Source organism: Methylocella sp. (genome assembly GCF_041905455.1).
Taxonomy (GTDB): domain Bacteria; phylum Pseudomonadota; class Alphaproteobacteria; order Rhizobiales; family Beijerinckiaceae; genus Methylocapsa.
In genome coordinates, this window is sequence record NZ_JAYRLA010000003.1 from 62390 (window position 1) to 88393 (window position 26004).

General features: G+C 69.2%; 24 protein-coding genes. 17 read left to right on the forward strand and 7 right to left on the reverse strand.

Annotation, left to right across the window (positions count from 1 at the left end; genetic code table 11):
* The first annotated feature begins 69 nt into the window (after positions 1–69).
* Genes ACE3OG_RS03715 through ACE3OG_RS03725 form a run of 3 tightly spaced genes read left to right on the forward strand, consistent with a single transcriptional unit; the run spans position 70 to position 2541 of the window.
* Entirely contained in the window at positions 70–819 is a 750-nt protein-coding gene (locus ACE3OG_RS03715) for an electron transfer flavoprotein subunit beta/FixA family protein (protein WP_374306146.1), read from the forward strand.
* Positions 816–1751 (forward strand): electron transfer flavoprotein subunit alpha/FixB family protein, encoded by a 936-nt coding sequence (locus ACE3OG_RS03720; protein WP_374306147.1) that lies wholly within the window; start codon positions 816–818, stop codon positions 1749–1751. Before ACE3OG_RS03715 ends, ACE3OG_RS03720 begins: the two co-directional genes overlap by 4 nt.
* A gap of 16 nt (positions 1752–1767) precedes the next feature.
* Positions 1768–2541 carry a ferredoxin--NADP reductase gene (locus ACE3OG_RS03725; protein ID WP_374306148.1) on the forward strand — a complete coding sequence of 258 codons (774 nt, stop codon included), beginning with the start codon at positions 1768–1770 and terminating at the stop codon, positions 2539–2541.
* 12 nt (positions 2542–2553) lie between these two features.
* On the opposite strand, the gene ACE3OG_RS03730 is transcribed toward ACE3OG_RS03725, so the two are convergent.
* The gene (locus ACE3OG_RS03730; RefSeq protein WP_374306149.1) at positions 2554–3339 is read right to left on the reverse strand and encodes an MgtC/SapB family protein; all 786 of its coding nucleotides are present in this window, start codon (positions 3337–3339) and stop codon (positions 2554–2556) included.
* 107 nt (positions 3340–3446) lie between these two features.
* Here ACE3OG_RS03730 and ACE3OG_RS03735 point away from each other — a divergent pair, with 107 nt between their 5' ends.
* Genes ACE3OG_RS03735 through ACE3OG_RS03745 form a run of 3 tightly spaced genes read left to right on the forward strand, consistent with a single transcriptional unit; the run spans position 3447 to position 6052 of the window.
* Positions 3447–4868: a cytochrome ubiquinol oxidase subunit I gene (locus ACE3OG_RS03735; RefSeq protein ID WP_374306150.1), complete on the forward strand. Its 1422-nt coding sequence runs from the start codon at positions 3447–3449 to the stop codon at positions 4866–4868.
* A 31-nt stretch (positions 4869–4899) separates the two neighbouring features.
* On the forward strand, positions 4900–5907 hold the full coding sequence (gene cydB / locus ACE3OG_RS03740; protein WP_374306151.1) for a cytochrome d ubiquinol oxidase subunit II: 1008 nt from the start codon (positions 4900–4902) through the stop codon (positions 5905–5907).
* 25 nt (positions 5908–5932) lie between these two features.
* Positions 5933–6052 (forward strand): DUF2474 family protein, encoded by a 120-nt coding sequence (locus tag ACE3OG_RS03745; RefSeq protein ID WP_374306152.1) that lies wholly within the window; start codon positions 5933–5935, stop codon positions 6050–6052.
* A gap of 3 nt (positions 6053–6055) precedes the next feature.
* On the opposite strand, the gene ACE3OG_RS03750 is transcribed toward ACE3OG_RS03745, so the two are convergent.
* Genes ACE3OG_RS03750 through ACE3OG_RS03760 form a run of 3 tightly spaced genes read right to left on the reverse strand, consistent with a single transcriptional unit; the run spans position 6056 to position 7914 of the window.
* Positions 6056–6742, reverse strand: a complete 687-nt coding sequence (locus ACE3OG_RS03750) for an SDR family NAD(P)-dependent oxidoreductase (RefSeq protein WP_374306154.1) — start codon at positions 6740–6742, stop codon at positions 6056–6058.
* A 32-nt stretch (positions 6743–6774) separates the two neighbouring features.
* A complete protein-coding gene (locus tag ACE3OG_RS03755; RefSeq protein ID WP_374306155.1) occupies positions 6775–7179 on the reverse strand; it encodes a dihydrofolate reductase in 405 nt (134 codons plus the stop codon).
* Between the two features lie 33 nt (positions 7180–7212).
* Positions 7213–7914 (reverse strand): helix-turn-helix domain-containing protein, encoded by a 702-nt coding sequence (locus ACE3OG_RS03760; protein ID WP_374306156.1) that lies wholly within the window; start codon positions 7912–7914, stop codon positions 7213–7215.
* A 279-nt stretch (positions 7915–8193) separates the two neighbouring features.
* Here ACE3OG_RS03760 and ACE3OG_RS03765 point away from each other — a divergent pair, with 279 nt between their 5' ends.
* The 4 genes from ACE3OG_RS03765 to ACE3OG_RS03780 all read left to right on the forward strand — a co-directional run bounded on the left by ACE3OG_RS03765 (position 8194) and on the right by ACE3OG_RS03780 (position 12779).
* A complete protein-coding gene (locus tag ACE3OG_RS03765; protein ID WP_374306157.1) occupies positions 8194–8499 on the forward strand; it encodes a DUF485 domain-containing protein in 306 nt (101 codons plus the stop codon).
* The gene (locus tag ACE3OG_RS03770) at positions 8499–10190 is read left to right on the forward strand and encodes a cation acetate symporter (RefSeq protein WP_374306158.1); all 1692 of its coding nucleotides are present in this window, start codon (positions 8499–8501) and stop codon (positions 10188–10190) included. The genes ACE3OG_RS03765 and ACE3OG_RS03770 overlap by 1 nt, the downstream gene beginning before the upstream one ends.
* A 100-nt stretch (positions 10191–10290) precedes the next feature.
* Entirely contained in the window at positions 10291–12105 is a 1815-nt protein-coding gene (locus ACE3OG_RS03775) for a putative nucleotidyltransferase substrate binding domain-containing protein (RefSeq protein WP_374306159.1), read from the forward strand.
* The gene (locus tag ACE3OG_RS03780; protein ID WP_374306161.1) at positions 12102–12779 is read left to right on the forward strand and encodes a 3'-5' exonuclease; all 678 of its coding nucleotides are present in this window, start codon (positions 12102–12104) and stop codon (positions 12777–12779) included. The genes ACE3OG_RS03775 and ACE3OG_RS03780 overlap by 4 nt, the downstream gene beginning before the upstream one ends.
* 18 nt (positions 12780–12797) lie before the next feature.
* On the opposite strand, the gene ACE3OG_RS03785 is transcribed toward ACE3OG_RS03780, so the two are convergent.
* Positions 12798–13229, reverse strand: a complete 432-nt coding sequence (locus ACE3OG_RS03785; RefSeq protein ID WP_374306162.1) for an acyl-CoA thioesterase — start codon at positions 13227–13229, stop codon at positions 12798–12800.
* The gene (locus ACE3OG_RS03790) at positions 13216–14112 is read right to left on the reverse strand and encodes a trypsin-like peptidase domain-containing protein (protein ID WP_374306163.1); all 897 of its coding nucleotides are present in this window, start codon (positions 14110–14112) and stop codon (positions 13216–13218) included. Before ACE3OG_RS03790 ends, ACE3OG_RS03785 begins: the two co-directional genes overlap by 14 nt.
* Before the next feature lie 313 nt (positions 14113–14425).
* Here ACE3OG_RS03790 and zapE point away from each other — a divergent pair, with 313 nt between their 5' ends.
* The 7 genes from zapE to lpdA all read left to right on the forward strand — a co-directional run bounded on the left by zapE (position 14426) and on the right by lpdA (position 25285).
* Positions 14426–15598 (forward strand): cell division protein ZapE, encoded by a 1173-nt coding sequence (gene zapE / locus ACE3OG_RS03795; RefSeq protein ID WP_374306165.1) that lies wholly within the window; start codon positions 14426–14428, stop codon positions 15596–15598.
* A gap of 127 nt (positions 15599–15725) precedes the next feature.
* The gene (gene mdh, locus ACE3OG_RS03800; protein WP_374306167.1) at positions 15726–16691 is read left to right on the forward strand and encodes a malate dehydrogenase; all 966 of its coding nucleotides are present in this window, start codon (positions 15726–15728) and stop codon (positions 16689–16691) included.
* A gap of 231 nt (positions 16692–16922) precedes the next feature.
* Positions 16923–18119, forward strand: coding sequence for an ADP-forming succinate--CoA ligase subunit beta (gene sucC / locus ACE3OG_RS03805; protein WP_374306168.1), 1197 nt, complete (start codon positions 16923–16925; stop codon positions 18117–18119).
* A gap of 5 nt (positions 18120–18124) precedes the next feature.
* The gene (gene sucD / locus ACE3OG_RS03810) at positions 18125–19009 is read left to right on the forward strand and encodes a succinate--CoA ligase subunit alpha (RefSeq protein WP_374306169.1); all 885 of its coding nucleotides are present in this window, start codon (positions 18125–18127) and stop codon (positions 19007–19009) included.
* A 430-nt stretch (positions 19010–19439) separates the two neighbouring features.
* The gene (locus tag ACE3OG_RS03815; protein WP_374306170.1) at positions 19440–22472 is read left to right on the forward strand and encodes a 2-oxoglutarate dehydrogenase E1 component; all 3033 of its coding nucleotides are present in this window, start codon (positions 19440–19442) and stop codon (positions 22470–22472) included.
* A 111-nt stretch (positions 22473–22583) separates the two neighbouring features.
* The gene (gene odhB / locus ACE3OG_RS03820; RefSeq protein ID WP_374306171.1) at positions 22584–23789 is read left to right on the forward strand and encodes a 2-oxoglutarate dehydrogenase complex dihydrolipoyllysine-residue succinyltransferase; all 1206 of its coding nucleotides are present in this window, start codon (positions 22584–22586) and stop codon (positions 23787–23789) included.
* A 92-nt stretch (positions 23790–23881) separates the two neighbouring features.
* Positions 23882–25285 (forward strand): dihydrolipoyl dehydrogenase, encoded by a 1404-nt coding sequence (gene lpdA / locus ACE3OG_RS03825; protein ID WP_374306172.1) that lies wholly within the window; start codon positions 23882–23884, stop codon positions 25283–25285.
* Positions 25286–25312: 27 nt separating this feature from the next.
* On the opposite strand, the gene ACE3OG_RS03830 is transcribed toward lpdA, so the two are convergent.
* Positions 25313–26002, reverse strand: a complete 690-nt coding sequence (locus ACE3OG_RS03830; protein WP_374306173.1) for a GntR family transcriptional regulator — start codon at positions 26000–26002, stop codon at positions 25313–25315.
* Positions 26003–26004: the final 2 nt, after the last annotated feature.

Sequence of the window (26004 nt, forward strand, 5' to 3'; positions counted from 1 at the left end):
CGGGCGGGGGGCGGATGCGGCGCGCGCCCGAAGGCGCGGCGCAGGCCGGGCCGCGCCGGGGAGAATGAGATGAAAGTGCTGGTCGCGGTCAAGCGCGTGCTTGACTATAACGTCAAGGTCCGGGTCAAGCCGGACGGAACCGGGGTCGACCTCGCCAACTCCAAGATGTCCATGAACCCTTTCGACGAGATCGCCGTCGAGGAAGCCGTGCGGCTCAAGGAGAAGAAACTCGCCGGCGAGGCGGTCGCCGTCTCGATCGGCCCGGCCAAGGCGCAGGAGACGATTCGCGCGGCGATGGCGCTCGGAATCGACCGCGGCGTGCTCGTGCAGACCGACGAGGCGGTCGAGCCGCTCGCCGTCGCCAGGATCCTCAAGGCGGTCGTCGAGGAGGAGAAGCCCGGCCTTGTCCTGCTCGGCAAGCAGGCGATCGACGACGACTGCGGCCAGACCGGCCAGATGCTCGCCGCCCTGCTCGGATGGCCGCAGGGCGCCTTCGCCTCCAGGATCGAGGTCGAGGGCGAGGATTTCCTCGTCACGCGCGAGATCGACGGCGGCCTCGAGACGGTGCGGCTTAAGGGGCCGGCCGTGGTCACCGCCGATTTGCGCCTCAACGAGCCGCGCTACGCCTCGCTGCCCGGCATCATGAAGGCGAAATCCAAGCCGCTCGCCGTGAAGAGCCCGGCCGACTACGGCGTCGACGTCGCGCCGCGCCTCAAGGTGCTCAAGGTGAGCGAGCCGCCGGCGCGCCAGGCCGGCGTGAAGGTGAAGAATGTGGACGAGCTGGTCGCGAGACTGAAGAGCCTTGGAGCTACGCCATGAAGACGCTGGTCCTCGTCGAGCACGACGGGCGCGCCGTCCGCGACGCGACGCTTTCGGCGGTGACGGCGGCGAGCAGGCTCGGCGAGGTCAATCTGCTCGTCGCCGGACGCGGGATCGAGGGCGTCGCGCAGGCGGCGGCGAAGATCGCGGGCGTTTCGACCGTGTTCGCGGCCGACGCGGAGAGCCTCGCGCATCAGCTCCCGGAGGCGCTCGCCCCGCTCGTCGTCGCGCTGATGGCGACGCATGACGCCTTCCTCGCGCCGGCGACGTCCGAAGGGCGCAACGTCGCGCCGCGCGTCGCCGCCCTTCTCGACGTGGCGCAGATCTCCGACGTCCTGTCGGTCGAGGGCGAGCGCCGCTTCACCCGGCCGATCTACGCCGGCGCCGCGGTCGCCCTCGTCGAGAGCGCCGACCCCAAGATCGTCGTCACCGTGCGCGGCACGGCCTTCGCGAAGGCGTCCCGCGAGGGCGGGGCCGGGAGGATCGAGCCGGTCGAGGCGGCCGCCGCGCCGGCCGCGCCCCTTTCGAGCTTCGTGTCGCAGGCGCTGTCCGATTCGAGCCGGCCCGAGCTCACCTCGGCGAAAGTGGTGGTGACGGGCGGCCGGGCGCTCGGCTCGGCCGAGCGTTTCAGGGAGGTGCTCGAGCCGCTCGCCGACAGGCTGAAGGCGGCGGTCGGGGCGAGCCGCGCGGCGGTCGACGCCGGCTACGCGCCGAACGACTATCAGGTCGGCCAGACCGGCAAGGTCGTCGCGCCCGAGGTCTACCTCGCGATCGGCGTCTCCGGGGCGATCCAGCATCTCGCCGGCATGAAGGATTCCAAGGTCATCGTCGCGATCAACACCGACGAGGAGGCGCCGATCTTCCAGATCGCCGACATCGGCCTCGTCGCCGACCTGTTCGAGGCCGTGCCCGAGCTGACGCGCAAGCTCTGAGGCGAAGAGAGGGGACATGAGCAAGCACACCGAGGAGAAGGTGCTGGAGGTCCGGCACTGGACGGACCGGCTTTTCAGCTTCAGGACGACGCGCGACCAGGCTTTCCGCTTCCGCAACGGCGAGTTCGTCATGATCGGGCTCGAGGTCGAGGGCAAGCCGCTGATGCGCGCCTATTCGGTGGCGAGCGCCAATTACGAGGACACGCTCGCGTTCTTCTCGATCAAGGTGCGCAACGGCCCCCTCACCTCGCGGCTCCAGCACGTCAAGCCGGGCGACGCGGTGCTCGTCGGCCGGAAGTCGACCGGCACGCTGGTCATCGACAATCTCGCCGACGGACGCCATCTCTACCTGCTCGGCACCGGCACGGGCCTCGCGCCCTTCCTGTCGATCATCAAGGATCCCGACACCTACGCCCGCTTCGAGAGGGTGATCCTCTTCCACGGCGTGCGCGAGAAGGCCGAGCTCGCCTTCGCCGAGTGGATCGAGAAGGAGCTGCCGAAGGACGAGCTTCTGGGGGAGATGGTCTCGGGCCAGCTTCTCTATTATCCGGCGGTGACGCGCGAGCCGTTCCGCAACCAGGGTCGGGTGACCGACCTCATCGCCTCGGGCAAGCTCGCCGCCGACCTCGGCCTGCCGCCGCTTTCCGCCGACGACGACCGCTTCATGATGTGCGGCAGCCCCGAGATGATCAAGGACATGCACAAGCTGCTCTCCGCGCGCGGCCTCAAGGAGGGCAACCAGGGCGAGCCGGGCGACTTCGTGGTCGAGAAGGCCTTCGTCGAGAAATAGTCCGGGAAGGCGTCAATAGGCGTCGACGGCGAGGCCGCCGCGGCGCCATTCGAGCCGCTCGACGCCGTCCTCATGCGCCAGCGCCTCGATCGCCTCGGGCGTCTGCGTCCGCCCGGGGCGGCTTCTCTGGATCAGGTCGAAGTCGTAGCGCCGCCGCCCCGGCTCGATGGTCGTTGAGCTCGCCGCGACGGCGAGCCCGGCCTGCGCCAGGATCGCGCGCACCTGCGCCTCGCTCGGTCCCGGGGCGGCGATGGCGACGACGAGCCGCGCTTCGTGGCGGCGCGGCGCCCTCGCCTCGATCCATCCGAGGGCGCGCAGCGCGGCGAGGCCGACGGCCGATCCGACGAGCGCGAGCGCGAGCCGCCCGCCGCCGGCGCACAGGCCGAGGACGGTGGCGAGCCACAGGATCGCGGCGGTGGTGAGCCCGACGATGAATTCGCCGCGGCGCAGGATCGCGCCGGCGCCGATGAAGCCGACCCCGGTCAGCACGCCGAGCGGCAGGCGCATCGGGTCCATCGTCGCGAAGCCGTCCGCCGCGCGCCCGGTCGTGGAGAGCAGCGCGTTGGCCTCGATCATGGCGAGGCAGACGATCGTCGTGGTGCGCGCGCCGGCGGCCTTGCCGCTCTCGACGCGGTTGAAGCCGAGCAGGAGCCCGACGACGCAGGCGCAGGCGAGCCGCGCGGCGACGTCGGACCAGTCGAGGCGCGCCGACATCGGCGCGAGCGGGGAGGCGAAAAAATCGGCGAGGAAGGCGAGGGACAGGGCGGGGCTCCTCGGATCTGACGCGCGGGAGGCCACGCGGCTCTCGACTTGCGGCGAAGCGTGGCTAGAATGGGCGAGGAGCGGCCCGCGAGAGGCCGCCAGGCGGCGTCCAAGGCCGGACCGTCAAACGGAAGGGTTCCGCAATGTTCGGTTTGAGCGCCCTCGACCTCGCCCGCATCCAGTTCGGCTTCACCGTCTCCTTCCATATCATCTTTCCGGCGATCACCATCGGGCTCGCGAGCTACCTCGCGGTGCTCGAGGGCCTGTGGCTGTGGCGCAAGGACCGCGTCTATCGCGACCTCTATCTGTACTGGTCGCGCATCTTCGCCGTCACCTTCGCCATGGGCGTCGTGTCCGGCATCGTCATGGCCTATCAGTTCGGCACCAACTGGAGCTATTTCAGCGCCTTCGCCGGCGGCGTCACCGGCCCGCTGCTCGCCTACGAGGTGCTGACCGCCTTCTTCCTCGAGGCGGGTTTTCTGGGCGTCATGCTGTTCGGCTGGAAGAAGGTCGGGCCGGAGCTGCATTTCTTCGCGACGCTGATGGTCGCCTTCGGCACGCTCGTTTCGGCGAGCTGGATCCTCGCCTCGAACAGCTGGATGCAGACGCCGCAGGGCTACGAGATCGTCGGCGGCCGCGTCGTCCCCGTCGACTGGTTCAAGGTGATCTTCAACCCGTCCTTCCCCTACCGCCTCGTCCACATGACGCTCGCCGCCTATCTCGCGACGGCGCTGTTCGTCGGCGCGGCGGGCGCCTGGCATCTCCTGCGCGGCGAGAACACGGTGCGCGTGCGGACCATGTTCTCGATGGCGCTGTGGATGCTGCTCGTCGTCACGCCGGTCCAGATCTTCGCCGGCGACGCGCACGGCCTCAACACGCTCGAACATCAGCCGGCCAAGATCGCCGCCATCGAGGGCCACTGGCGCGACGCGCCGGGCGAGCAGGGCACGCCGCTGATCCTGTTCGGCTGGCCGGACATGGCGAGGGAGGAGACGCTCTACAAGATCGAGGTCCCGCGCCTCGGCGGCCTCATCCTGGCCCATGACTGGGACGGCAAGTTCAAGGGCCTTTCCGATTTCCCGCCGAACGAGCGGCCGAACTCGACGGTCGTGTTCTGGACCTTCCGCGTCATGGTCGGGCTCGGCCTTTTGATGCTGGCGCTCGCCGTCTGGGGGCTGCTGCTGCGCCCCGAAGGACGCCTTTACGGATCGCGCGTCTTCCAGCGCTTCGCCCTGCTGATGGGCCCGTCCGGCCTGGTCGCCCTCCTCGCCGGCTGGCTGACCACCGAGATCGGGCGCCAGCCCTATGTCGTCTACGGCGTCATGCGCACCGCCGACGCCGTCTCGAACCATTCCGGGCCGGTCATGGGCCTGACGCTGTCGATCTTCGTCGTCCTCTATTGCGTCGTGTTCGGGACCGGCGTCTATTATCTGCTGTCGATCGTCGGCCATCCGCCGAAGGACCTTGGCCCCGTCGACGGCCCGCCGACCGGCGGCCTCGAGGGCGGGCCGCTGGACGAACGCCCGGCGCGCCCGATGTCGGCCGCCCCCGACGCGAGCTTCTAGCCTAGCCGCAAAGATCAGAAGAGGGCCCGCCATGGGAATCGACCTTCCGCTCATCTGGGCCGTGATCATCGGCTTCGGCCTCATGATGTACGTCGTCATGGACGGCTTCGACCTCGGGATCGGGATCCTTTATCCCTTCGTCAAGGGCCACGACGAGCGCGACGCCATCATCAACTCCGTCGCGCCGATCTGGGACGGCAACGAGACCTGGCTGGTGCTCGGCGGCGCCGGACTGCTCGCCGCCTTCCCGATCGTCTATTCCTTCCTGCTCAGCGCGCTCTACATCCCGCTCGCGATGATGCTGGCCGGCCTCATCCTGCGCGGCGTCGCCTTCGAGTTTCGCTTCAAGGCGAACGGCGAGCGGCGCGAGATCTGGGGCTCGGCCTTCGCCGTCGGCTCCTATGTCGCCGCCTTCTTCCAGGGCGCCGCGCTTGGCGCTGCGATCGGCGGCTTCGAGGTCAAGGGGCCGGCCTACACGGGCGGCGCCTTCGACTGGGTCTCGCCCTTCAGCCTGTTCACCGGCGCCGGCGTCGTCGTCGCCTACGCCCTGCTCGGCGCGACCTGGCTCGTCATGAAGACCGAGGGCGACCTGCAGCGCCGGATGATCGAGCTCGCCCGCCCCGTGACGCTGATCCTGCTCGCCTTCATCGGCGCCGTCAGCCTGTGGACCCCGCTCGCCCACCCGGCCGTGGCGGCGCGCTGGTTCAGCCTGCCGAACCTGGTCTTCTTCTCGCCCGTGCCCGTCCTCGTGCTGGCGGCGACGTGGCTGCTGCTGCGCGACCTCGGACGCTCGCCCAACGCGCTGCCCTTCGCGCTGGCGCTCGGGATCCTCTTTCTGGGCTACACCGGCCTCGCCATCAGCTTTTGGCCGAACATCATTCCGCCCGGGCTCTCGATCCATGACGCCGCCGGCCCGCCGCAGAGCCTCGGCTTCGCGCTCGTCGGGGCGCTGTTCATCATCCCGATCATCCTGACCTACACCGCTTGGTCCTATCACGTGTTCCGCGGCAAGGTCGAAGTCGGGGTCGGCTATCATTGAGCGCTCGCCGGGCGCGCGCGCCGGGTTGTGGGCGCGCCGCCTCCTCTGGCTCGCGGCCATCTGGACGCTGAGCGTGCTCGCGCTCGGCGTCGTCGCCCTCCTCCTGCGCGTCCTTATGACCGCGGCGGGGCTGCGCGCGAGCTGACCTTCACCACGGCACGGTCTCGCCGCGATAGTTGAGAAAGCGCGCCGGGCCGGAGCGGCCCATCTCGCCGATCAGAACGTCGACGATCTTCGGCGCGCTGTCGGCGACGGAAAGCGGCGCCTCGCTCCCGCCCATGTCGGTGCGCACCCAGCCCGGATCGATCACGACCGCCGCGCGGCCCTTTCCGGCGCGCGCCGAAAAGGAGCGCATCATCATGTTGAGCGCGGCCTTCGAGGCGCGATAGGCCTCGTAGCCGCCGCTTTCGTTGCGCGCGAGGCTGCCAAGGCCCGACGACATGGCGCCGACGACGGAGCCGTCCGGAGCGAGGGCGTGCAGCGCCTCGACCACCCTGAGCGCGCCGAAGGCGTTGACCTCCATGAGGCGCAGAAACACGGCGGCGTCCGTCTCGCCGATCGGCTTCTGCGGCTCGTCGAGAATGCCGGCGTTGACGAACAGCGCGTCGAGCCGTCCGCCCGACAGGCGCAGCCGCAGCGCCTCGACGCTCGCGGGGTCGGCGACGTCGAGCGTCTCGACGACGAGACGCTCCTGCGGCAGGGCGGCGAGCCCCGTGGCGCTCGCGCCGCGCTGCGTTCCGATCACGCGCCAGCCGCGCGCGAGGAAGGCCTCGACGAGGCCGAGGCCGATCCCGCGCGAGGCGCCGGCGACGAGGGCTATCTTGCGGTCGGGCATGGCGGCTCCTTTTCCTTTCAGACGGCGCCCCGTCAGGCGCCCGCCGTCATCCAGGCCGGATCGAACCAGCGGTCGGCCTCGCCGTCATAGGGCAGCTTGGTCACGTCCCAGTGCCGCACGAAGCGGGCGTAGGCCGCCCACACCGGCGGGCCGCCGCCGACGAAGACGACGCGGCCGGGAAAACGCGACAGCACCTCCTGCGGATCCTCGTGCGAGCGGACGGCGACCAGCGTGCGCTCCGGCCGCGCCCAGTCGGGAAACGAGGCGATGGTGCGCGGCCCGGCGACGAGCGCATGGCCGCGCGTCAGGTCGAAGAAGCGGGCGACGTCGGCCTTGTATTCGCGTCCGGGGTTTCCCTCCCAGGGCAGGCGTCCGTCAAGGCCGAGCTGGCCGCGCCGGCCGATGGCGCAGATCACCCGCACGTCCGGCGTCGTCATGTCGGCGCTCCCATCCCGCTTTCGGCTCCGCGCCTATTTCGTCTGCTCAGGATAGATGATGACCGAGAGATAAGTCATCGGCAGCTGCGTCAGCTCCTCGGGGCCGTGCGGCGCCGCGGCGTCGAAGAACAGCGTGTCGCCGGGCTCCATGGCGTATGTGCGCTCGGCGTGGCGATAGAGCACCTTGCCGCTCAGCATATAGATGAGCTCGACGCCGGCGTGCTGGAAGGACGGATAGGGCTTGGCCTCCTCGCTGAGCCGGATCAGATAGGGCTCGATCGTGACGTCGTTGCCGCCGAGCGAATGGCCGAGCAGCTGATAATGATGGCCGACCTTGGTGCCGCGGCGCTCGATGGAGGCTCCCGCCCCGGCCTTGACGAAGGAGCAGTCGCGCCGCTCCTCGAACGGCGTGAAGAAGGAGGAGAGCGGCTGGTTCAGCGCTCTGCCGAGCGACTGCAGCGTCGCCAGCGAGGGCGAGATCTGGCCGTTCTCGATCTTCGACAGCATGCCCGTCGAGAGCCCGGCGGCGCCGGCGAGCTCGCCGCCGGTGATGTCGAGCCGCTTGCGGTGCATGCGGATCTGCGCCCCGATCGCCTCCTCAAGGGTCCTGAGGCCCGCGCGCGGCGCGCCGGAGTCGGTGTAAAGCTCCGTCTGCGGCGGCGAAGGAGGCAGGGCCGGGGGCTCGGGTTCGGCCGCGACGCGCCGCTTCGCGGATTTGGCTGCAGCTCGCTCCATTTCGCGCTCCGTTTCACAAATCGAGAAACTTACTTTCCTGTAAAACAAGTATAAGCCGGCCCGGCGCAAGGCACAATGGACCGGCGCGCCAAAGCGCGCGACGACATAGCCGTTAGGTCGTACGTATTCGCCGCTCCGAGGGAAGGCGACGAAATAGAAGCGGAAAGAAGGCCATGTCAAGCCGTCCGAGGATTGCGGAACTGCGCCGCTTGGGCCAATGTGCGGCGAACCACAATAAGGGCGCGGATGCGCCGCAGCTGAATGGGGGATGCGCGTCTCATGGCTTTTCAGGGCTACGAAGCTATCCAGCGAAATCCAAAATATCAGGAGCTCGTGCGGCGACGCTCGACCTTCGGGTGGACGCTCTCGGCGATCATGCTGGCGATCTACTTCGGCTTCATCCTCCTCATCGCCTATGCGCCGCATTTCCTCGGCACGCCGATCGGATCGAGCGTCGTCACGATCGGCATCCCGATCGGCGTCGCCGTCATCCTTTCCGCCTTCGTCCTCGTCGGAATCTACGTGATGCGCGCCAACGCGCTCTACGACAGCCTGACGCGCGACATTGTCGAGGAGGCGCGCTGATGGGCTCGCTCCGCAAGCATCTCCTCGCGGCGGCCTTCGCCGCCCTTCCCGTCGCCGCGCTCGCGGCGGGCGCCGTCGAAGGCGGCGACAAGCAGGCCACCAACTGGTCGGCCATCTCCATGTTCCTGATCTTCGTCTGCTTCACGCTCGGCATCACTTACTGGGCGGCCAAGCAGACCAAGTCCGCGGCGCAGTTCTATTCAGCGGGCGGCGGCATCACCGGCTTCCAGAACGGCATCGCCATCGCCGGCGACTACATGTCGGCCGCCTCCTTTCTCGGCATCTCCGGGCTCGTCTACATGTCGGGCTACGACGGCCTCATCTATTCGGTCGGCTTCCTCGTCGGCTGGCCGATCGTCACGTTCCTGATCGCCGAGCCGCTGCGCAACCTCGGCAAGTACACCTTCGCCGACGTCGCCTCGTTCCGCCTCTCGCAAACCGAGATCCGCGTGCTCGCCGCGTGCGGCTCGCTCGTCACCGTCGCCTTCTACCTGATCGCGCAGATGGTCGGCGCCGGCAAGCTGATCCAGATCCTGTTCGGCCTCGACTACTGGATCGCCGTCGTCATCGTCGGCGCCCTGATGATCGTCTACGTCACCTTCGGCGGCATGCTGGCGACGACCTGGGTGCAGATCATCAAGGCCATCCTGCTGCTGTCCGGCGCGACCTTCATGGCGCTCTCCGTGCTGTGGCACTTCGGCTTCAGCCTCAACGCGATGTTCGCAAAAGCGATCGAGGTGCATCCCGGCCACGCCGCCATCATGGCGCCCGGCAAGCTGGTCACGAGCCCGATCGCGGCGATCTCGCTCGGCGTCGCGCTGATCTTCGGCACCGCCGGCCTGCCGCACATCCTGATGCGCTTCTTCACCGTCTCCGACGCCACCGCGGCGCGCAAGTCGGTGTTCTACGCGACCGGCTTCATCGGCTATTTCTACATCCTGACCTTCATCATCGGCTTCGGCGCGATCACCCTGGTGCTGACCAACCCGCAGTTCATCGACCAGGCGACGGTCGCGACCAAGGGCGCGCTCGCCTCGCTGCGCGGCGGCTCGAACATGGCGGCGGTGCATCTCGCCGACGCGGTCGGCGGCGACCTGTTCCTCGGCTTCATCTCGGCGGTGGCCTTCGCGACCATCCTCGCGGTGGTGTCGGGCCTCGCGCTCGCCGGCGCCTCGGCGATCAGCCACGACCTCTACGCCACGGTGATTCGCGGCGGAAAGGCGAACGAGCAGGACGAGATCAGGGTGTCGAAGATCGCCACCGTCTGCCTCGGCATCCTCGCCATCGGGCTCGGCATCGCCTTCGAGACGCAGAACGTCGCCTTCATGGTCGGCCTCGCCTTCTGCATCGCCGCCTCGTGCAACTTCCCGGTGCTGCTGCTGTCGATGTTCTGGCGCGGCCTCACCACGCGCGGGGCGCTGATCGGCGGCTTCCTCGGCCTCATCTCGGCGGTCGTGATGGTCGTGCTCTCGCCGGCCGTGTGGGAGGCGACGCTGCACAATCCGAAGGGCTCGGCGCCGTTCCCGATCGACAATCCGGCGCTGTTCTCGATGACCATCGCCTTCGTCTCGATCTGGCTGTTCTCCAAGCTCGACCATTCGAAGCGCGCGGAAATCGACCGCGCCGGCTTCGACGCGCAGTTCGTGCGCTGCCAGACCGGCATCGGCGCCGCCGGCGCTTCGGCGCACTGACGGGCCCCGGCCCCGCGCCCGCCTTCAATCCGCCCCGCCGCGCGTCTTCCAGCGCGGCGGGAGCCGCCCGTTCCGGCGCGCGGCGCATCCCGACGCCACGATGCCCAACGCCTTCGACGCCTCAAACCCGCCCTTCGACCGGCTGAGCGAAGCCGAGGCGCAGACGCTGCGCCGCGCCCTCGACGTCGCCTATGTCCGTCCCGGCGAGGACGTCATCAAGGCCGGCGCCCCGGCGCAGGCGCTCTACGTGGTGATCAAGGGCGTCGTCGAGGAGCGCGCGGGCGAGGAGCTCGTCGCCCTTTACGAGGCGAACGACTTCTTCGACAGCCGCGGCCTCATCCAGGGCGCCAGCGAGCACGATTTCCGCGCCCGGGAGGAGACGCTGCTCTACCTCCTGCCGCGCGAGGCGGCGCTGGAGCTCGTGCGCGCCAACCCGCGCTTCGCCGCCTTCTTCTATCTCGACATCTCGCACAAGCTCGACGCCATGGCGCGCGAGGACGAGGACGCCGCGGTCGGCGCGCTCATGCGCGCGCGCGTCGGCGACATGAACCTGCGCCCGGCGCATTTCGTCGACGCCTCGGACTCGATCGAGACGGCGGGGCGCCTCATGCGCGACATCGACTCCAACGCGCTGTTCGTGCGCGACGGCGAGCGCGTCGGCGTCGTCACCGGCATGAACCTGTCGAAGGCGGTGGTGCTGCGCGGCATGAAGATCGAGGATCCGGTCGGGGCGATCGCGCATTACGAGCTCGTCGCCCTCGACAGGCAGGATTTCGTCTACGCCGCGCTGATCCTGATGACCAAGACCAACAAGCGCCGCGTCGTCGTGCGCGACGGCGACGCCTATGTCGGCATCCTCGAGGACATCGAGATCCTCGGCTTCGTCGCCGGCGCCGCCCAGCTCGTCGCCGGCCGCATCGACCGGGCGCAGGGGATGCCGGACCTCGCCGTCGCCGCGCGCGAGATCGGGGCGCAGGTGAAGCTGCTGCGCCGGCAGGGCGTCAAGATCGCCGTCGTCGCCGAGATCGTCTCGGACCTCAACCGGCGCCTGTTCGAGCGGGTGTTCCAGCTCCTCGCGCCGCCCTCCATCGCGCGCGAGGGCTGCCTCATCGTGATGGGCAGCGAGGGGCGCGGCGAGCAGACGGCGCGCACCGACCAGGACAATGCGCTGATCCTCGCGGCGCCGGTCCCGCAGGAGGATCTCGACGCCTTCCGCGCCGCCTTCACCAGCGCGCTCGATTCGTTCGGCTTCGCGCCCTGTCCGGGCGAAGTCATGGTGCGCAATCCGATCTGGTCGCAAACCCTCGACGACTATCTCGCCGCGTTCCGCCGCTGGACGAGCCTGCCGGACGAGACGGCGCACATGAACGTCGCGATCTTCTACGACGCCGTCGCCGTCGGCGGCGACGCTGCGCTGCTCGAAAAGGCCAAGGCGGCGCTGATCGAGGCGGCGCGCGGCTCCTCGGCCTATCTGTCGCATTTCGCGCGGGCGACCGACGCCTTCCCCGCGCCGATCGGCTTCTTCAACAACCTGCTCACCCTCGACGGGCGCGGCGACGCCGTCGACCTCAAGAAGGGCGGCATCTTCCCGATCGTGCACGGCGTGCGCAGCCTCGCCCTCGAGCGCGGCCTCTACGAGACCAACACGGCCGAGCGCATCGCCAAGCTCGTCGAGATCGGCGCGCTGAGCAAGCGGCTCGGCGACGAGCTCACGCAGTCGCTCTATTTCCTCATGAGCCTGCGCCTCGACGCGCAGCTCGCCGCCGAGCTCGCCAAAACCTCGGCGCAGAGCGCCCTCGTGCGCCCGGCCGAACTCACGAGCCTGCAGCGCGACCTGCTGCGCGACGCCTTCCAGGTCGTGAAGCAATTTCGCGACGTGGTGCGCCGGAAATTCAATCTGAGCATGTTCTCATGATTCCGCGCGCGCTGAAGCGGCTGTTCCACCAGATCTCGATCGGCGACCAGTCCTACCGCTTCATGTTCCGTCCCGGGCCGCCGGGCGAGGCGGTCGCCTTCGACTGCGAGACGACCGGGCTCGATCCGCGCCGCGACGACATCGTGACCATCGCCGCGGTCAGGATCAGGGGCGACCGCATCCTGACGAGCGAGCGCTTCGAGGCGGTGGCGCGGCCGGAGGCGCGCATGAACGCCGAGGCGATCAAGGTGCACAGGCTGCGCGAGGCCGACGTCGAGGCGGCCGCGCGCATCGAAAAGATCATGCCGGAATTCCTGCATTTCATCGGTGGGCGCCCGCTCGTCGGCTATTACGTCGATTTCGACGTCAGGATGGTCGACAAATATCTGCTCGGCCTTCTCGGCTTCGAGCTGCCCAATCCGCTGATCGAGGTCTCGAAGCTCTATTACGAGCGCAAATATGGCGACGCGCCGCCGGGCGTCTCGATCGACCTCTCCTTCGCGGCGATCCTGCGCGACCTCGACCTGCCGACGCTCGACCAGCACGACGCCTTCAACGACGCGCTGATGACGGCGATGATGTATCTGAAGCTGCGCGACATGAAGGAGCGCGGCGTGCGCATCCCGCGCCCGCGCCAGGAGGGCGGCGCCCATCATCATTCGGGCGTCGGGTAGCGGACCGCCGCGTCCGCGTCAGCTTCGCGCGGAGATCCATTCGCGGCCCGCCTGCGACAGGGAGCGCGGGCGCCGGCTCGCCCGTTCGACCAGCACGACGACGCTCAAGGCCGTCGCGGCGCAATGGCCGGACTGGAACAGCGCCTGCTCGATGTTCAGCGAGGTGCGCCCGGCGGAGACGAGACGGGTGCAGATCAAGACCTCGCCCGGAAAGGCGAGCTCGGTGAGATAGTCGATGGCGAGCCGCGCCACGACGAAGGCGGCGCCCTCCTCGATCTCGAGCAGCGCCGGCAGGATCGAGGTGCGGCCGATCTCGAGATAGGTCGCGAACACCACGTTGTTGACGTGGCCCTGAGGGTCCTGGTCGGCGTAGCGGATCTTTTCCGAGGCGCGGAAACGGAAATCCTCCGGCCGGGGCGGAGCGGCGCGCGAAGACTCAGCGCGCGACATAGGCTTTCGCGGCGGCGCCGACGACCGCCTTCCTGAAGGCGCCCTCGATCGTCACGGCGAAATTGTAATGGGTCGGCGAGAAAGGCGCCGCGCGGAACGGCTTGTTGGAGCGCCAGCCGACGAGCACGGCGCCGACCAGAGGCTCGCCCTTGTCGCCGAAGATCACCGCGCCGCCCGAGGCGCCGTCGCCGGTCTCGCAGTCGAAGGAGAATTCGCGCGTGCCTTCCTCGCCGACCGAAAGCTGGTCCTTGAAGCCGCATTTCTCGAAGGAGAGGCGGCGGCCCTCGCCCCAGTCGATATGGCCGCGGGCGACGAAGGCGACCGACGCGCCGGGCGCCTGTCCGCTGGCGAGGCCGTAGGGCGTGACGCCGGTGAGCGGCCGCGCCAGGCGCGCCACCGCCCAGTCATGCACCGCGGCGACGGCGTAGGGGTCGCGGCTGCCGGCGACGATGCTGCCCATTTCGACCGGCGTGCGGATTTCGCGGCCCTCGACCTCGTTGACGAAGACGCAGGTTTTCGCGCGCGGGACGCCCTGCTCGTCGAAGAAGACATGGGCGGCGGTGGTGACGAGATCGTCGGTCAGGGTGAGCTGGCCCGCGCCATGCGCGCCGCCGCATTCGATGAGCCCGGAGGCGGCGAATTTGCGGCGCAGCTCCGCGACGGGCGCGTTCTGCGCGGCCGCGGCCTCCTCGAGCGAGCGGCGGCTGTCGCGGCCGAAGGTGACGACCTGTTCGATCCGCGCGCCGTCGAAGCCCTGCGCCGGGGCGGCCGATGGAAGAGGGGAAAGGGGCGCGGCGCAAAGCGGAAAAGCCGAAACGAGGGCGCCGGAGGCGAGGGCGAAGGAGGCGGCTCGCGCGGCGGATTTCCGGCCTTTCGGGTTCATCGTCAAACTGTCTCCTCAAGGCGTCGGCGTCGCGCGCAGCTCGCGTCAGACCGGACCGTAGGGCCAGATTGCGAGCAGAAAATGGCGACCCGGCGGCGGCGAGAATGCCGCCGTTTGGGTTAAGCCTTCGCTAAGACCGACGCTTGCGCGCGTCTCGCGTCTCGCGTCCCGCGGCGACGCCGCCGCATCAAAGCGCGCCGACCTTGCGCCGGCCTCTCCCGGCGCGAGACGCGCGCGATGGGGTCTGGCCAAAAGCGACGCTCTAGCGTAAACCGGCCGCTTACCTCCGTCGGGAAGGCCAGGGAAGCCCGGTTTGTCCGCCAATCTCCTCGATCGCTATCAGGCGCGCGTCGACGGCGGGCTGCTCTCGGGCGACGAGGCGCAGCGCCATGCGCTCGAGAGCTTCGAGCGGCTGCGCGCCGAGGTCGAGGACTACGAACCTGCGGGCAAGCCCTCCGGCCTCGCGCGCTTCTTCGGCGCCGGCCGGCGCGCCGAGGCCCCGCTCGGCCTCTACGTCTGGGGCTCGGTCGGGCGCGGCAAGACCATGCTGATGGACCTCTTCTACGAGGCCGTCGCGCCCGCGCGGAAGCGCCGCGCCCATTTCCACGCCTTCATGGCCGACGTCCACGCCGCGATCTTCGCCTGGCGCGAGGCGGCGAAGACGAAAAAGCCGAAGAACGACGATCCGATCGCCGCGGTCGCCGACGACATCGCCGCCAAGGCCTCGCTGCTGTGCTTCGACGAGTTCCACGTCACCGACATCACCGACGCGATGATTCTCGGGCGCCTGTTCAGCGCCCTGTTCGCGCGCGGCGTCGTCGTCGTCGCCACCTCCAACGTCGAGCCGACGGAGCTCTACAAGGACGGGCTCAACCGCGCCCTGTTCCTGCCCTTCATCGACCTCATCGCCGCCAAGATGGAGATCGTCGAGCTTTCGGCGCGCCGCGACTACCGCCGCGAGAAGCTCGAGGGGCGGCCCAGCTGGCACGTTCCGGCCAACGACGAGGCGCAGGCCGCGCTGACCGGCGTCTTCGAGACGCTGACCGGCGCCCCTGAGGGCAAGCCGCTGGCCCTGCGCGTGCTCGGCCGCGCCGTGCCGGTGCCTGAGGCGCGCGCCAATGTCGCGCGCTTCTCCTTCGCCGAGCTGTGCGAGCGCCCGCTCGGGGCGACGGACTACCTCGCCATCGCGCGCGCCTTCCATACGCTGATCGTCGACGACGTGCCGGTCGTCGCGCCGGAGCGGCGCGACGTCGTCAAGCGCTTCATCCTGCTCGTCGACGCGCTCTACGAGGAGCACGTCAAGCTGTTCGCCTCGGCGGCGGCGCAGCCCGCGCAGATCTACGCCGGCGACAAGCGCGAGGGCTTCGAATTCGCCCGCACGGTCTCCCGCCTCATGGAGATGCGCTCCTCGGCCTACATGGACCTGCCGCACGGCTCGATCGCCTCGCAGGGGTCGGGCGCGGCGAGCGGCCTCGTCGAGACGTGAGACGCGTCTAGCCGATAAGTAGCAAGCTGCGCGCTGGCGGGGGCTTGGGAATTCCATTAAGGTCCGCGCCGTTTTCATGGACGTGCGCAAGCGCGCCGCGACAGGCGCGCCGGAGGGTGGACAGGACATGGCGCGTAGCAAGATCGCATTGATTGGCGCGGGACAGATCGGCGGCACGCTCGCCCATCTCGCGGCGCTGAAGGAGCTCGGCGACGTCGTGCTCTTCGACATCGCCGAAGGCACCCCGCAGGGCAAGGCGCTCGATCTCGCAGAATCGGGTCCGGTCGAAGGCTTCAACGCCGCGCTCAAGGGCGCCAACACCTACGCCGACATCGAGGGCGCGGACGTCGTCATCGTCACCGCCGGCGTGCCGCGCAAGCCCGGCATGAGCCGCGACGACCTGCTCGGCATCAACCTCAAGGTCATGGACGCGGTCGGCGCCGGCGTGAAGCAATACGCGCCGAACGCCTTCGTCATCTGCATCACCAATCCGCTCGACGCGATGGTCTGGGCGCTGCAGAAGGCCTCGGGCCTGCCGCCGCAAAAGGTCGTCGGCATGGCCGGCGTGCTCGATTCGGCGCGCTTCCGCTACTTCCTGTCCGAGGAGTTCAAGGTCTCGGTCGAGGACGTCACCGCCTTCGTGCTCGGCGGCCACGGCGACGACATGGTGCCTTCGCTGCGCTACTCCACCGTCGCCGGCATTCCGCTGACCGACCTCGTCAAGATCGGCTGGACGAGCCAGGAGCGTCTCGACGCCATCGTCGAGCGCACGCGAAAGGGCGGCGGCGAGATCGTCAACCTGCTCAAGACCGGCTCCGCCTTCTACGCGCCGGCGGCCTCGGCGATCGCCATGGCCGAGTCCTATCTCAAGGACAAGCGCCGGGTTCTGCCCTGCGCGGCCGAGCTCAACGGCGAATACGGCGTCTCCGGCCTTTACGTCGGCGTGCCGGTGGTGATCGGCGCGGGCGGCGTCGAGAAGGTGGTCGAGGTCGAGCTCGACGCCACCGAGAAGGCGATGTTCGCCAAGTCCGTCGATTCGGTGAAGAGCCTCGTCGAGGCCTGCAAGGCGATCAATCCGGCGCTCGCCGGCTGACGGTCCGGCCGGCGCGCGGCGGGCCCGCGCCGGCCGCCCTCTCTTTCCTGTCGGGGACGCCGTCCGGCCGTCTCGCCGCCCATCCTGACCGGCCGGCCGCGGGCGTGTTCGCGTCTGCGAATTCGCAAATGCGAAATTTTGCCGCAAACTGCGCCATTCGCGCTATTCCATCGTATTTGGACGGAGCGTAAGGTCCGCCGCAAAACGGAAGCGCCTCAGGAAATTAGCTGCATGAACATCCATGAATATCAGGCCAAGGCGGTCCTGAAGGAGTTCGGCGTCCCGGTGTCGAAGGGCGCGCCGATCCTCGACAAGGCCGGCGTCGCGGCGGCCCTCGCCGCACTGCCGGGCCCGCTCTATGTCGTGAAGTCGCAGATCCACGCCGGCGGGCGCGGCAAGGGCAGGTTCAAGGAGCCCGAGGCCGGCGAAAAGGGCGGCGTGCGGCTCGCGAAGAGTCCTGAAGAAGTCGCCCGCTTCGTCGACGAAATGTTCGGGCGCACCCTCGTCACCGTGCAGACGGGCCCGGCCGGCAAGCAGGTCAACCGCCTTTATCTCGAGGACGGCTCGGACATCGAGAAGGAGTTCTATCTTTCGCTCCTCGTCGACCGCGGCGCGAGCAGGGTCGCCTTCGTCGCCTCGACGGAGGGCGGCATGGACATCGAGCAGGTCGCCCACAAGAGCCCCGAGAAGATCGTCACCTTCTTCGTCGATCCGGCGACCGGGGTCATGCCGCATCACGGCCGCCGCCTCGCCAAGGCGCTCGGCCTTTCGGGCGATCTCGCCAAGCAGGCCGGGGCGCTCGCCGAGAAGCTTTATACGGCGTTCGTCGCGACCGACATGGCGATGCTCGAGATCAATCCGCTGATCGTGACGAAGGACCAGCGCCTCGTCTGCCTCGACGCCAAGGTCTCTTTCGACTCCAACGCCCTCTTCCGCCATCCCGACCTCTTCGCCCTGCGCGACGAGACGGAGGAGGACCAGAAGGAGATCGAGGCCTCCAAGCACGACCTCAACTACATCTCGCTCAACGGCGACATCGGCTGCATGGTCAACGGCGCCGGCCTCGCCATGGCGACGATGGACATCATCAAGCTCTACGGCCGCGAGCCCGCGAACTTCCTCGACGTCGGCGGCGGCGCCAGCAAGGAGAAGGTGAAGGCGGCGTTCAAGATCATCACCGCCGATCCGCAGGTGAAGGGCATCCTCGTCAACATCTTCGGCGGCATCATGAAATGCGACGTCATCGCCGAGGGCGTCGTCGCGGCGGTCAAGGAGGTCGGCCTCGCCGTGCCGCTCGTCGTGCGCCTCGAGGGCACCAACGTCGAGCTCGGCAAGAAGATCCTGTCGCAATCGGGGCTGAACGTCATCCCCGCCGACGATCTCGACGACGCCGCGCAGAAGATCGTCGACGCCGTGAAGAAGGCCTGACGCCGATGTCGATCCTTTTGAAAAAAGACACCAAGATCATCTGCCAGGGCTTCACCGGCACGAACGGCACCTTCCATTCCGAGCAGTCCATCGCCTACGGCTCCAGGGTCGTCGGCGGCATCTCGCCCGGCAAGGGCGGCTCGAAGCATCTCGGCCTGCCGGTGTTCGACACCGTGCAGGAGGCGAGGGAGGCGACCGGCGCCGACGCCAGCGTCATCTATGTGCCCCCGCCCGGCGCGGCCGACGCCATCTGCGAGGCGATCGACGCCGGGATCCCGCTGATCGTCTGCATCACCGAAGGCATCCCGGTCGCCGACATGGTGCGGGTGAAGCGCTCCCTGTGCGGCTCGAAGTCCACCCTGATCGGGCCGAACTGCCCCGGCGTCGTGACCGCCGGCGAGAGCAAGATCGGCATCATGCCGGCGAACATCTTCAGCCCCGGCTCCGTCGGCGTCGTCTCGCGCTCGGGCACGCTGACCTATGAGGCGGTGTTCCAGACGACGCGCGAGGGGCTCGGCCAGACGACCGCCGTCGGCATCGGCGGCGATCCGGTCAAGGGCGCGGAGTTCGTCGACGTCCTTGAGCTGTTCCTCGCCGACGAGGCGACCAAGTCGATCGTCATGATCGGCGAGATCGGCGGCGGGGCGGAGGAGGACGCGGCGCAGTTCCTCAAGGACGAGGCGAAGCGCGGGCGCAAGAAGCCGATCGTCGGCTTCATCGCCGGACGCACCGCGCCGCCCGGGCGGCGCATGGGCCACGCCGGCGCCATCATCTCGGGCGGCAAGGGCGGCGCCGAGGACAAGATCGCGGCCATGGAGAGCGCCGGAATCAAGGTCTCGCCGTCGCCGGCGCGCCTTGGCCGCACGCTCGCCGAGCTGCTGCGCGCCTGAGCGGACGCAGCGCTTGGCGCCGATCCGGGATGGCGCGGGGCGGCGTCCTTTGCTAAGACTGCTCTCAAGCCCGCGGCGAATTGACGCGGCCTTGGGGATGCGGTTTCCGCCTGATCGAATCGCCGGCCGGCGGGACGCGGCCCCGGCGTTTGAAGCTGGAGCGTCTGCGGCCGGACGACGCGTCCGGCGGGAGAGCGCTTCCTACCCGCGGCGGGCGTCGAACATGGCCCGGGACGATTTGACGGAGCTTGGGGCGCGCTGGCCGCGGCCGGGCGCGGCGTCGGCTCAAGCTGAAATGAATTGCGGCGTAGCCGCGCCGGACCGACGCTGCGGCGCGCCCGGCCGCTGATGCGTCCGACGGCGGAGCGGCGCTTCCTGCGCCGCTCCGGAGCGAGGCAGCCGGCGCGTTTCAATTGGGAGGTGAGCGGACATGGCGCGACAGAACGGAGCCGATGGGGCGGACGGCGCGGGCGTGGGCTCGGCGGGCGGGCCCCGCTCCGGGGCCAACGCCGCTTTCCTCGAAACGTCCTTCCTCTACGGCGGCAACGCCGCCTATGTGGAGCGGCTGCAGGCCGCCTATGAGGCCGATCCGAATTCGGTCGATCCGCAGTGGCGGGCCTTCTTCGCGGAGCTGAACGACGACCGCGCCGCCGTCGAGACGGGCGCGCGCGGCCCGCGCTGGCGCAAGCCCAACTGGCCGATCGCCGCCAACGGCGAGCTCGTCTCGGCGCTCGACGGCGACTGGGGCCCGGCAAAGCCCGCTCCCGGCAAGGGAGGAGACAAGGGCGCTCCCGCTCCGGCGACGGCGCCCGCCCCGGCCGCGCCCGTCTCCGGCGCCGAGGTGCAGCGCGCGACGCGCGATTCGGTGCGCGCGCTGATGATGATTCGCGCCTACCGCATGCGCGGCCATCTGCACGCCAACCTCGACCCGCTCGGGCTGCAGCGCCCGAGCGCCACCGAGGAGCTGCATCCGGCCACCTACGGCTTCACCGAGAACGACTACGACCGCAAGATCTTCCTCGACGGCGTGCTCGGGCTCGAATTCGCGACCATCCGCGAAATGCTGCCGATCCTGCGCCGCACCTATTGCGACACCATCGGCTTCGAGTTCATGCATATCTCCGATCCCGCCGAGAAGGCCTGGATGCAGGAGCGCATCGAGGGGCCCGGCAAGGAGATCTCCTTCACCCGCGAGGGCAAGCGCGCCATCCTCAACAAGCTGATCGAGGCCGAGGGCTTCGAGAAGTTCCTCGACGTCAAATTCACCGGCACCAAGCGCTTCGGCCTCGACGGCGGCGAATCGCTCGTGCCCGCGCTCGAGCAGATCATCAAGCGCGGCGGCGCCCTCGGCGTGAGCGAGATCGTGTTCGGGATGCCGCACCGCGGACGCCTCAACGTGCTCTCGCAGGTGATGGGCAAGCCGCATCGGGCGATCTTCCACGAGTTCAAGGGCGGCTCGGCCTCGCCCGACGACGTCGAGGGCTCGGGCGACGTCAAATACCATCTCGGCGCGTCCTCCGACCGCGAGTTCGACCGCAACACGGTGCATCTGTCGCTCACCGCCAATCCGTCGCATCTCGAGATCGTCGATCCCGTGGTGCTCGGCAAGGTGCGCGCCAAGCAGGACCAGCATCACGACGTCGTCGACCGCACCAAGGTGCTGCCGCTGCTGCTGCACGGCGACGCCGCCTTCGCCGGCCAGGGCGTCATCGCGGAGTGCTTTGGCCTGTCCGGCCTCAAGGGCTACCGCACCGGCGGCTCGATCCATTTCATCGTCAACAACCAGATCGGCTTCACCACCTCGCCGCGCTATTCGCGCTCCTCGCCCTATCCGTCCGACACGGCGAAGATGATCGAGGCGCCGATCATCCATGTGAACGGCGACGACCCGGAGGCGGTCGTCTACGCCGCCAAGATCGCCATCGAGTTCCGGCAGAAATTCCACAAGCCGGTCGTGATCGACATGTTCTGCTACCGGCGCTTCGGCCACAACGAGGGCGACGAGCCGGGCTTCACGCAGCCGATCATGTACAAGAAGATCCGCTCGCACCGCACGACCCTCGACATCTACGCCGAGAAGCTCCTGGGCGAGGGCGTCGTCGAGGCGGGCGAGGTCGAGAAGCTGCAGGCGCAATGGCGCCATCGCCTCGAGATCGAGTTCGAGGCCGGGCAGTCCTATCAGCCGAACAAGGCCGACTGGCTCGACGGCCGCTGGGCCGGCATCAAGCCCGCCCTGATGAGCGCGGAGGACGCGCGGCGCGGGCGCACGGGCGTCGATCCCGCGCGGCTCAGGGAGATCGGCGAGCGGCTCACCGAGGTCCCGCCGGACTTCCACGTCCACAAGACGGTCGCGCGCCTCATCGACAACCGCCGCAAGATGATCGAGACGGGCCAGGGGATCGACTGGGCGATGGCCGAGGCGCTGGCCTTCGGCTCGCTCGTCGACGAGGGCAATCCGGTGCGGCTGTCGGGCCAGGATTCGGAGCGCGGCACCTTCTCGCAGCGCCACTCCGTGCTGAACGACCAGGCGACCGAAGCGCGCTACGCGCCGCTGAACCACATCCGCGACGAGCAGGCGCATTACGAGGTCATCAACTCGATGCTCTCCGAGGAGGCGGTGCTCGGCTTCGAATACGGCTACTCGCTCGCCGAGCCGAACGCGCTGGTGCTGTGGGAGGGGCAGTTCGGCGACTTCGCCAACGGCGCGCAGGTGGTGTTCGACCAGTTCGTGTCGTCGGGCGAGCGCAAATGGCTGCGCATGTCCGCCCTCGTCTGCCTGCTGCCGCACGGCTACGAGGGGCAGGGGCCCGAGCATTCCTCGGCCCGCCTCGAGCGCTATCTGCAGATGTGCGCCGAGGACAACATGCAGGTCGCCAACTGCACGACGCCCGCCAACTACTTCCATATCCTGCGTCGGCAGCTGCGGCGCGACGTCCGCAAGCCGCTGATCCTGATGACGCCGAAGTCGCTGCTGCGCCACAAGCGCTGCGTGTCGAGCTTCGACGAGTTCATCATCGGCTCCTCGTTCCATCGCGTGCTGCGCGACCACGCCGAGAAGTTCCCGCAGGAATGCCGTATCAGGCCGGACGCCGAGATCCGCCGCGTCGTGCTGTGCACGGGCAAAGTCTACTACGACCTGCTCGAGGAGCGCGAGAAGCGCGGGATCGACGACGTCTATCTGCTGCGCGTCGAGCAGCTCTACCCCTTCCCTCTCAAGGCGCTCGTCAACCTGCTCGGCCGCTTCAGGCAGGCCGAGGTCGTCTGGTGCCAGGAGGAGCCGAAGAACATGGGCGCCTGGACCTTCGTCGAGCCCTATCTCGAATGGGTTCTGACCCAGGTCGGCGGCGTCTCGAAGCGCGCGCGCTACGCCGGACGCCCCGCCTCCGCGGCGACGGCGACCGGCCTGATGTCCAAGCATCAGGCGCAGCTCAAGGCTTTCCTCGACGAGGTTTACGCGCCCTGACGGGGCGCGGGCGGCTCAATGCGGGCGCCGTCGCTGCGGCGGCGTCCCGTTCATCCAACCTGAAGATGCGGCCCCGACGGGGCCTTGGCGCATGGCGCGGGGCGAGACGAGATGACCATCGAGATACGCGTTCCCACTCTCGGCGAATCGGTCAGCGAGGCGACTATCGGGCGCTGGTTCAAGAAGGCCGGCGATCCCGTCAAGGCGGACGAGCCGCTGCTCGAGCTCGAGACCGACAAGGTCACGCTCGAAGTGAACGCGCCGTCGGCCGGCGTGCTCGCCGAGATCGTCGCCAAGGACGGCGACACGGTGGGCGTCGGCGCGCTGCTCGGCCAGATCGGCGAATCGGGCGCGGCGCCCGCCCCCGCCGCCGAGGCTCCGAAGGCCGCGCCCGCGGCCCCGGCGCCCGCCCCCGCCTCCGGCGGCCCGGCCATGGCGCCTTCGCCCGCCGCCGCAAAAATCGCCGCCGACGGCGGCCTCGATCCGGCGGGCGTCGCCGGTTCGGGCGTGCGCGGGCAGGTGCTGAAGGGCGACGTGCTGGCGAAGCTCGCGAGCCCCGCTCCGGCCGCCGCGCCCGCTCCGGCTCAGGCGCGCCCGCCCGCGCCGGCCGCGGACGCCGCGCGCGAGGAGCGCGTGCGCATGACGCGGCTGCGCCAGACCATCGCGCGCCGGCTCAAGGAGGCGCAGAACGTCGCGGCCATGCTGACGACGTTCAACGAGGTCGACATGACCGAAGTCATGGCCCTGCGCGCGCGCTACAAGGACGTGTTCGAGAAGAAGCACGGCGCCAAGCTCGGCTTCATGGGCTTCTTCGTGAAGGCCGTGGTCGGCGCGTTGAAGGAGATCCCGGCGGTCAACGCCGAGATCGACGGCGACGACCTCGTCTACAAGAACTACTACCACATCGGCATCGCCGTCGGCTCCGACAAGGGCCTCGTCGTGCCGGTGGTGCGCGACGCCGATCAGCTCGGCCTCGCCGACATCGAGAAGCAGATCGCCGCCTTCGGCAAGCGCGCCCGCGAGGGCCAGCTCAAGATCGAGGAGATGCAGGGCGGCACCTTCACCATCACCAACGGCGGCATCTACGGCTCGCTGATGTCGACGCCGATCCTCAACGCGCCGCAGTCGGGCATCCTCGGCATGCACAAGATCCAGGAGCGGCCGATGGCCGTGGGCGGCAAGGTGGAGATCCGCCCGATGATGTATCTCGCGCTCTCCTACGACCACCGCATCGTCGACGGCAAGGAGGCGGTGACCTTCCTCGTGCGCGTCAAGGAGGCGCTCGAGGATCCGGCGCGCCTCGTCCTCGACATCTGAAAGCCGTCCGTCCCGCCTTGCGCCGGCCGTCCGGCCGGCGTCTCCTCCCGCCCGCGCCCGTCAGGGCTTTCCCGCGCAGTTTGTGAGGCTCCATGTCATCCTATGATCTCGTCGTCATCGGGACCGGTCCCGGCGGCTATGTCTGCGCCATCCGCGCGGCGCAGCTCGGGATGAAGGTCGCCGTCGTCGAGAAGCGCGCGACGAAGACGTTTGGCGGCACCTGCCTCAACATCGGCTGCATCCCGTCGAAGGCGCTGCTCTACGCCTCGGAGGAGTTCGAGAAGGCGGGCCACGGCCTGAAAGCCCTCGGCGTGATCGTCGACGCGCCGAAGCTCGACCTTCCGGCCATGATGAAGCACAAGGACGACACGGTTTCGGCCAACGTCGGCGGCATCGCCTTCCTGTTCAAGAAGCACAAGATCGAGCCCTTCTACGGGACGGGCTCGATCGCCGCGCCGGGCAAGGTGACGGTCACGGCCGAGGACGGCGCGACGCAGACGCTGGAGACGAAGAACATCGTCATCGCCACAGGCTCGGACGTCGCGCCGCTGCCCGGCGTCGAGATCGACGAGAAGCGCATCGTCTCCTCGACCGGGGCGCTGGCGCTCGAGGCGCCGCCGAAGGACCTGCTCGTGATCGGCGCCGGCGTCATCGGCCTCGAGCTCGGCTCGGTGTGGGCGAGGCTCGGCTCCAACGTCACCGTCGTCGAGTTCCTCGACCGCATCCTGCCCGGGATCGACGGCGAGACGGCCAAGCAGTTCCAGCGGGTGCTGCAGAAGCAGGGCTTCAGCTTCCATCTCGGCCACAAGGTGACCGGCGTCGAGAAAGGCGAGCGGCTCAAGGCGACGATCGAGCCGGCGGCGGGCGGCGCCCCGCTGACGCTCGAAGCCGACGTCGCGCTCGTCGCCATCGGCCGCCGTCCGGTCACCGAGGGCCTCGGCCTCGAGGCGGCGGGCGTCGCCGTGGAGCGCGGCCGCGTCGTCATCGACCAGAAGTTTCAGACGAACGTCCCGGGGATCTACGCCATCGGCGACGTCGTGCGCGGGCCGATGCTCGCCCACAAGGCCGAGGACGAGGGGATCGCCGTCGCCGAGATCCTCGCCGGCCAGCACGGCCATGTGAACTATGGGGTCATTCCGGGCGTCGTCTACACCTCGCCCGAGATCGCCTCCGTCGGCGCGACCGAGGAGGAGCTGAAGGAGAAGGGCGTCGCCTACAAGGTTGGCAAGTTCCCCTTCACGGCGAACGGGCGGGCGCGCGCCATGCGCCAGACGGAAGGCTTCGTGAAGCTCCTCGCCGACGCGCAAACCGACAAGGTGCTCGGCGTGCACATTCTCGGCGCGGGGGCGGGCGAGCTCATCGCGGAGGCCTGCGTGCTGATGGAGTTCGGCGGCTCGTCCGAGGATCTCGCGCGCACCTGCCACGCCCATCCGACGCTTTCGGAGGCCGTGCGCGAAGCGGCGCTCGCGGCCGACAAGCGCCCGATCCATATGTGAGGCTTGAAGGCTTCCCCAGCGGAGCCTTCAGAACTCGCTGGCGTGCTCGGCGATGTAGGCGCCGATGGCGCCGGCGGCGTTCATCATGTGCGCGCGCATGCGGCGCGCCGCCTCCTCGCCGTCGCCCTGCGCGATCGAGGTCATGATCGAATCATGCTCCTCGCGCGAGCGCTCGACGCGCGAGGCGTGGCGCAGCTGCGCGCGGCGGAAGGCCTTGAGGCGGGCGCGCACGGAGATCGCCTGCTCGGCCATGAAGCCGTTGTGGGTCGCGGCGTAGATCGCTTCGTGGAACTGCGTGTTGAAGGCGTCGTAGCCGTCGACGTCCTTCGCCGCGACGAGGGCGCGCGAGGAGTCGTGCAGCTCCATGAGCCGGCTGCGCTCGATCGGGGTGATGCGGTAGGTGGCGAGCCGCACGCACATCGCCTCGATCTCGGCGCAGGTCTCGAACATGTCCATGATCCGCTCGGGCGTCATGCGCGCGACGACGACGCCGCGGCGCGGACGCATCTTGACGAGGCCGTTCGCCGCGAGCTGACGAAGCGCCTCGCGCACCGGAGTGCGCGAGGCGCCGAAACGGTCGGCGAGATCCTGCTCGTCGAGCGCCGCGCCGGCGGCGAAGGCGCCGGCGGTGATCTCGTCGGCGAGCGCGTTGCGGATCTGATCGGAGAGGAGGCCCTGCTCTTTCCCCTTGAGGTCGCCCCGCGGAAAGTCGGTCATGC

Coding starts and splice junctions, on each gene's coding strand:
- ACE3OG_RS03715 (WP_374306146.1), top strand. CDS start 70: ATGAAAGTGCTGGTCGCGGTCAAGCGCGTGCTTGACTATAACGTCAAG.
- ACE3OG_RS03720 (WP_374306147.1), top strand. CDS start 816: ATGAAGACGCTGGTCCTCGTCGAGCACGACGGGCGCGCCGTCCGCGAC.
- ACE3OG_RS03725 (WP_374306148.1), top strand. CDS start 1,768: ATGAGCAAGCACACCGAGGAGAAGGTGCTGGAGGTCCGGCACTGGACG.
- ACE3OG_RS03735 (WP_374306150.1), top strand. CDS start 3,447: ATGTTCGGTTTGAGCGCCCTCGACCTCGCCCGCATCCAGTTCGGCTTC.
- cydB (WP_374306151.1), top strand. CDS start 4,900: ATGGGAATCGACCTTCCGCTCATCTGGGCCGTGATCATCGGCTTCGGC.
- ACE3OG_RS03750 (WP_374306154.1), bottom strand. CDS start 6,742: ATGCCCGACCGCAAGATAGCCCTCGTCGCCGGCGCCTCGCGCGGGATC.
- ACE3OG_RS03755 (WP_374306155.1), bottom strand. CDS start 7,179: ATGACGACGCCGGACGTGCGGGTGATCTGCGCCATCGGCCGGCGCGGC.
- ACE3OG_RS03760 (WP_374306156.1), bottom strand. CDS start 7,914: ATGGAGCGAGCTGCAGCCAAATCCGCGAAGCGGCGCGTCGCGGCCGAA.
- ACE3OG_RS03765 (WP_374306157.1), top strand. CDS start 8,194: ATGGCTTTTCAGGGCTACGAAGCTATCCAGCGAAATCCAAAATATCAG.
- ACE3OG_RS03770 (WP_374306158.1), top strand. CDS start 8,499: ATGGGCTCGCTCCGCAAGCATCTCCTCGCGGCGGCCTTCGCCGCCCTT.
- ACE3OG_RS03775 (WP_374306159.1), top strand. CDS start 10,291: ATGCCCAACGCCTTCGACGCCTCAAACCCGCCCTTCGACCGGCTGAGC.
- ACE3OG_RS03780 (WP_374306161.1), top strand. CDS start 12,102: ATGATTCCGCGCGCGCTGAAGCGGCTGTTCCACCAGATCTCGATCGGC.
- ACE3OG_RS03785 (WP_374306162.1), bottom strand. CDS start 13,229: ATGTCGCGCGCTGAGTCTTCGCGCGCCGCTCCGCCCCGGCCGGAGGAT.
- ACE3OG_RS03790 (WP_374306163.1), bottom strand. CDS start 14,112: ATGAACCCGAAAGGCCGGAAATCCGCCGCGCGAGCCGCCTCCTTCGCC.
- mdh (WP_374306167.1), top strand. CDS start 15,726: ATGGCGCGTAGCAAGATCGCATTGATTGGCGCGGGACAGATCGGCGGC.
- sucC (WP_374306168.1), top strand. CDS start 16,923: ATGAACATCCATGAATATCAGGCCAAGGCGGTCCTGAAGGAGTTCGGC.
- sucD (WP_374306169.1), top strand. CDS start 18,125: ATGTCGATCCTTTTGAAAAAAGACACCAAGATCATCTGCCAGGGCTTC.
- ACE3OG_RS03815 (WP_374306170.1), top strand. CDS start 19,440: ATGGCGCGACAGAACGGAGCCGATGGGGCGGACGGCGCGGGCGTGGGC.
- odhB (WP_374306171.1), top strand. CDS start 22,584: ATGACCATCGAGATACGCGTTCCCACTCTCGGCGAATCGGTCAGCGAG.
- lpdA (WP_374306172.1), top strand. CDS start 23,882: ATGTCATCCTATGATCTCGTCGTCATCGGGACCGGTCCCGGCGGCTAT.
- ACE3OG_RS03830 (WP_374306173.1), bottom strand. CDS start 26,002: ATGACCGACTTTCCGCGGGGCGACCTCAAGGGGAAAGAGCAGGGCCTC.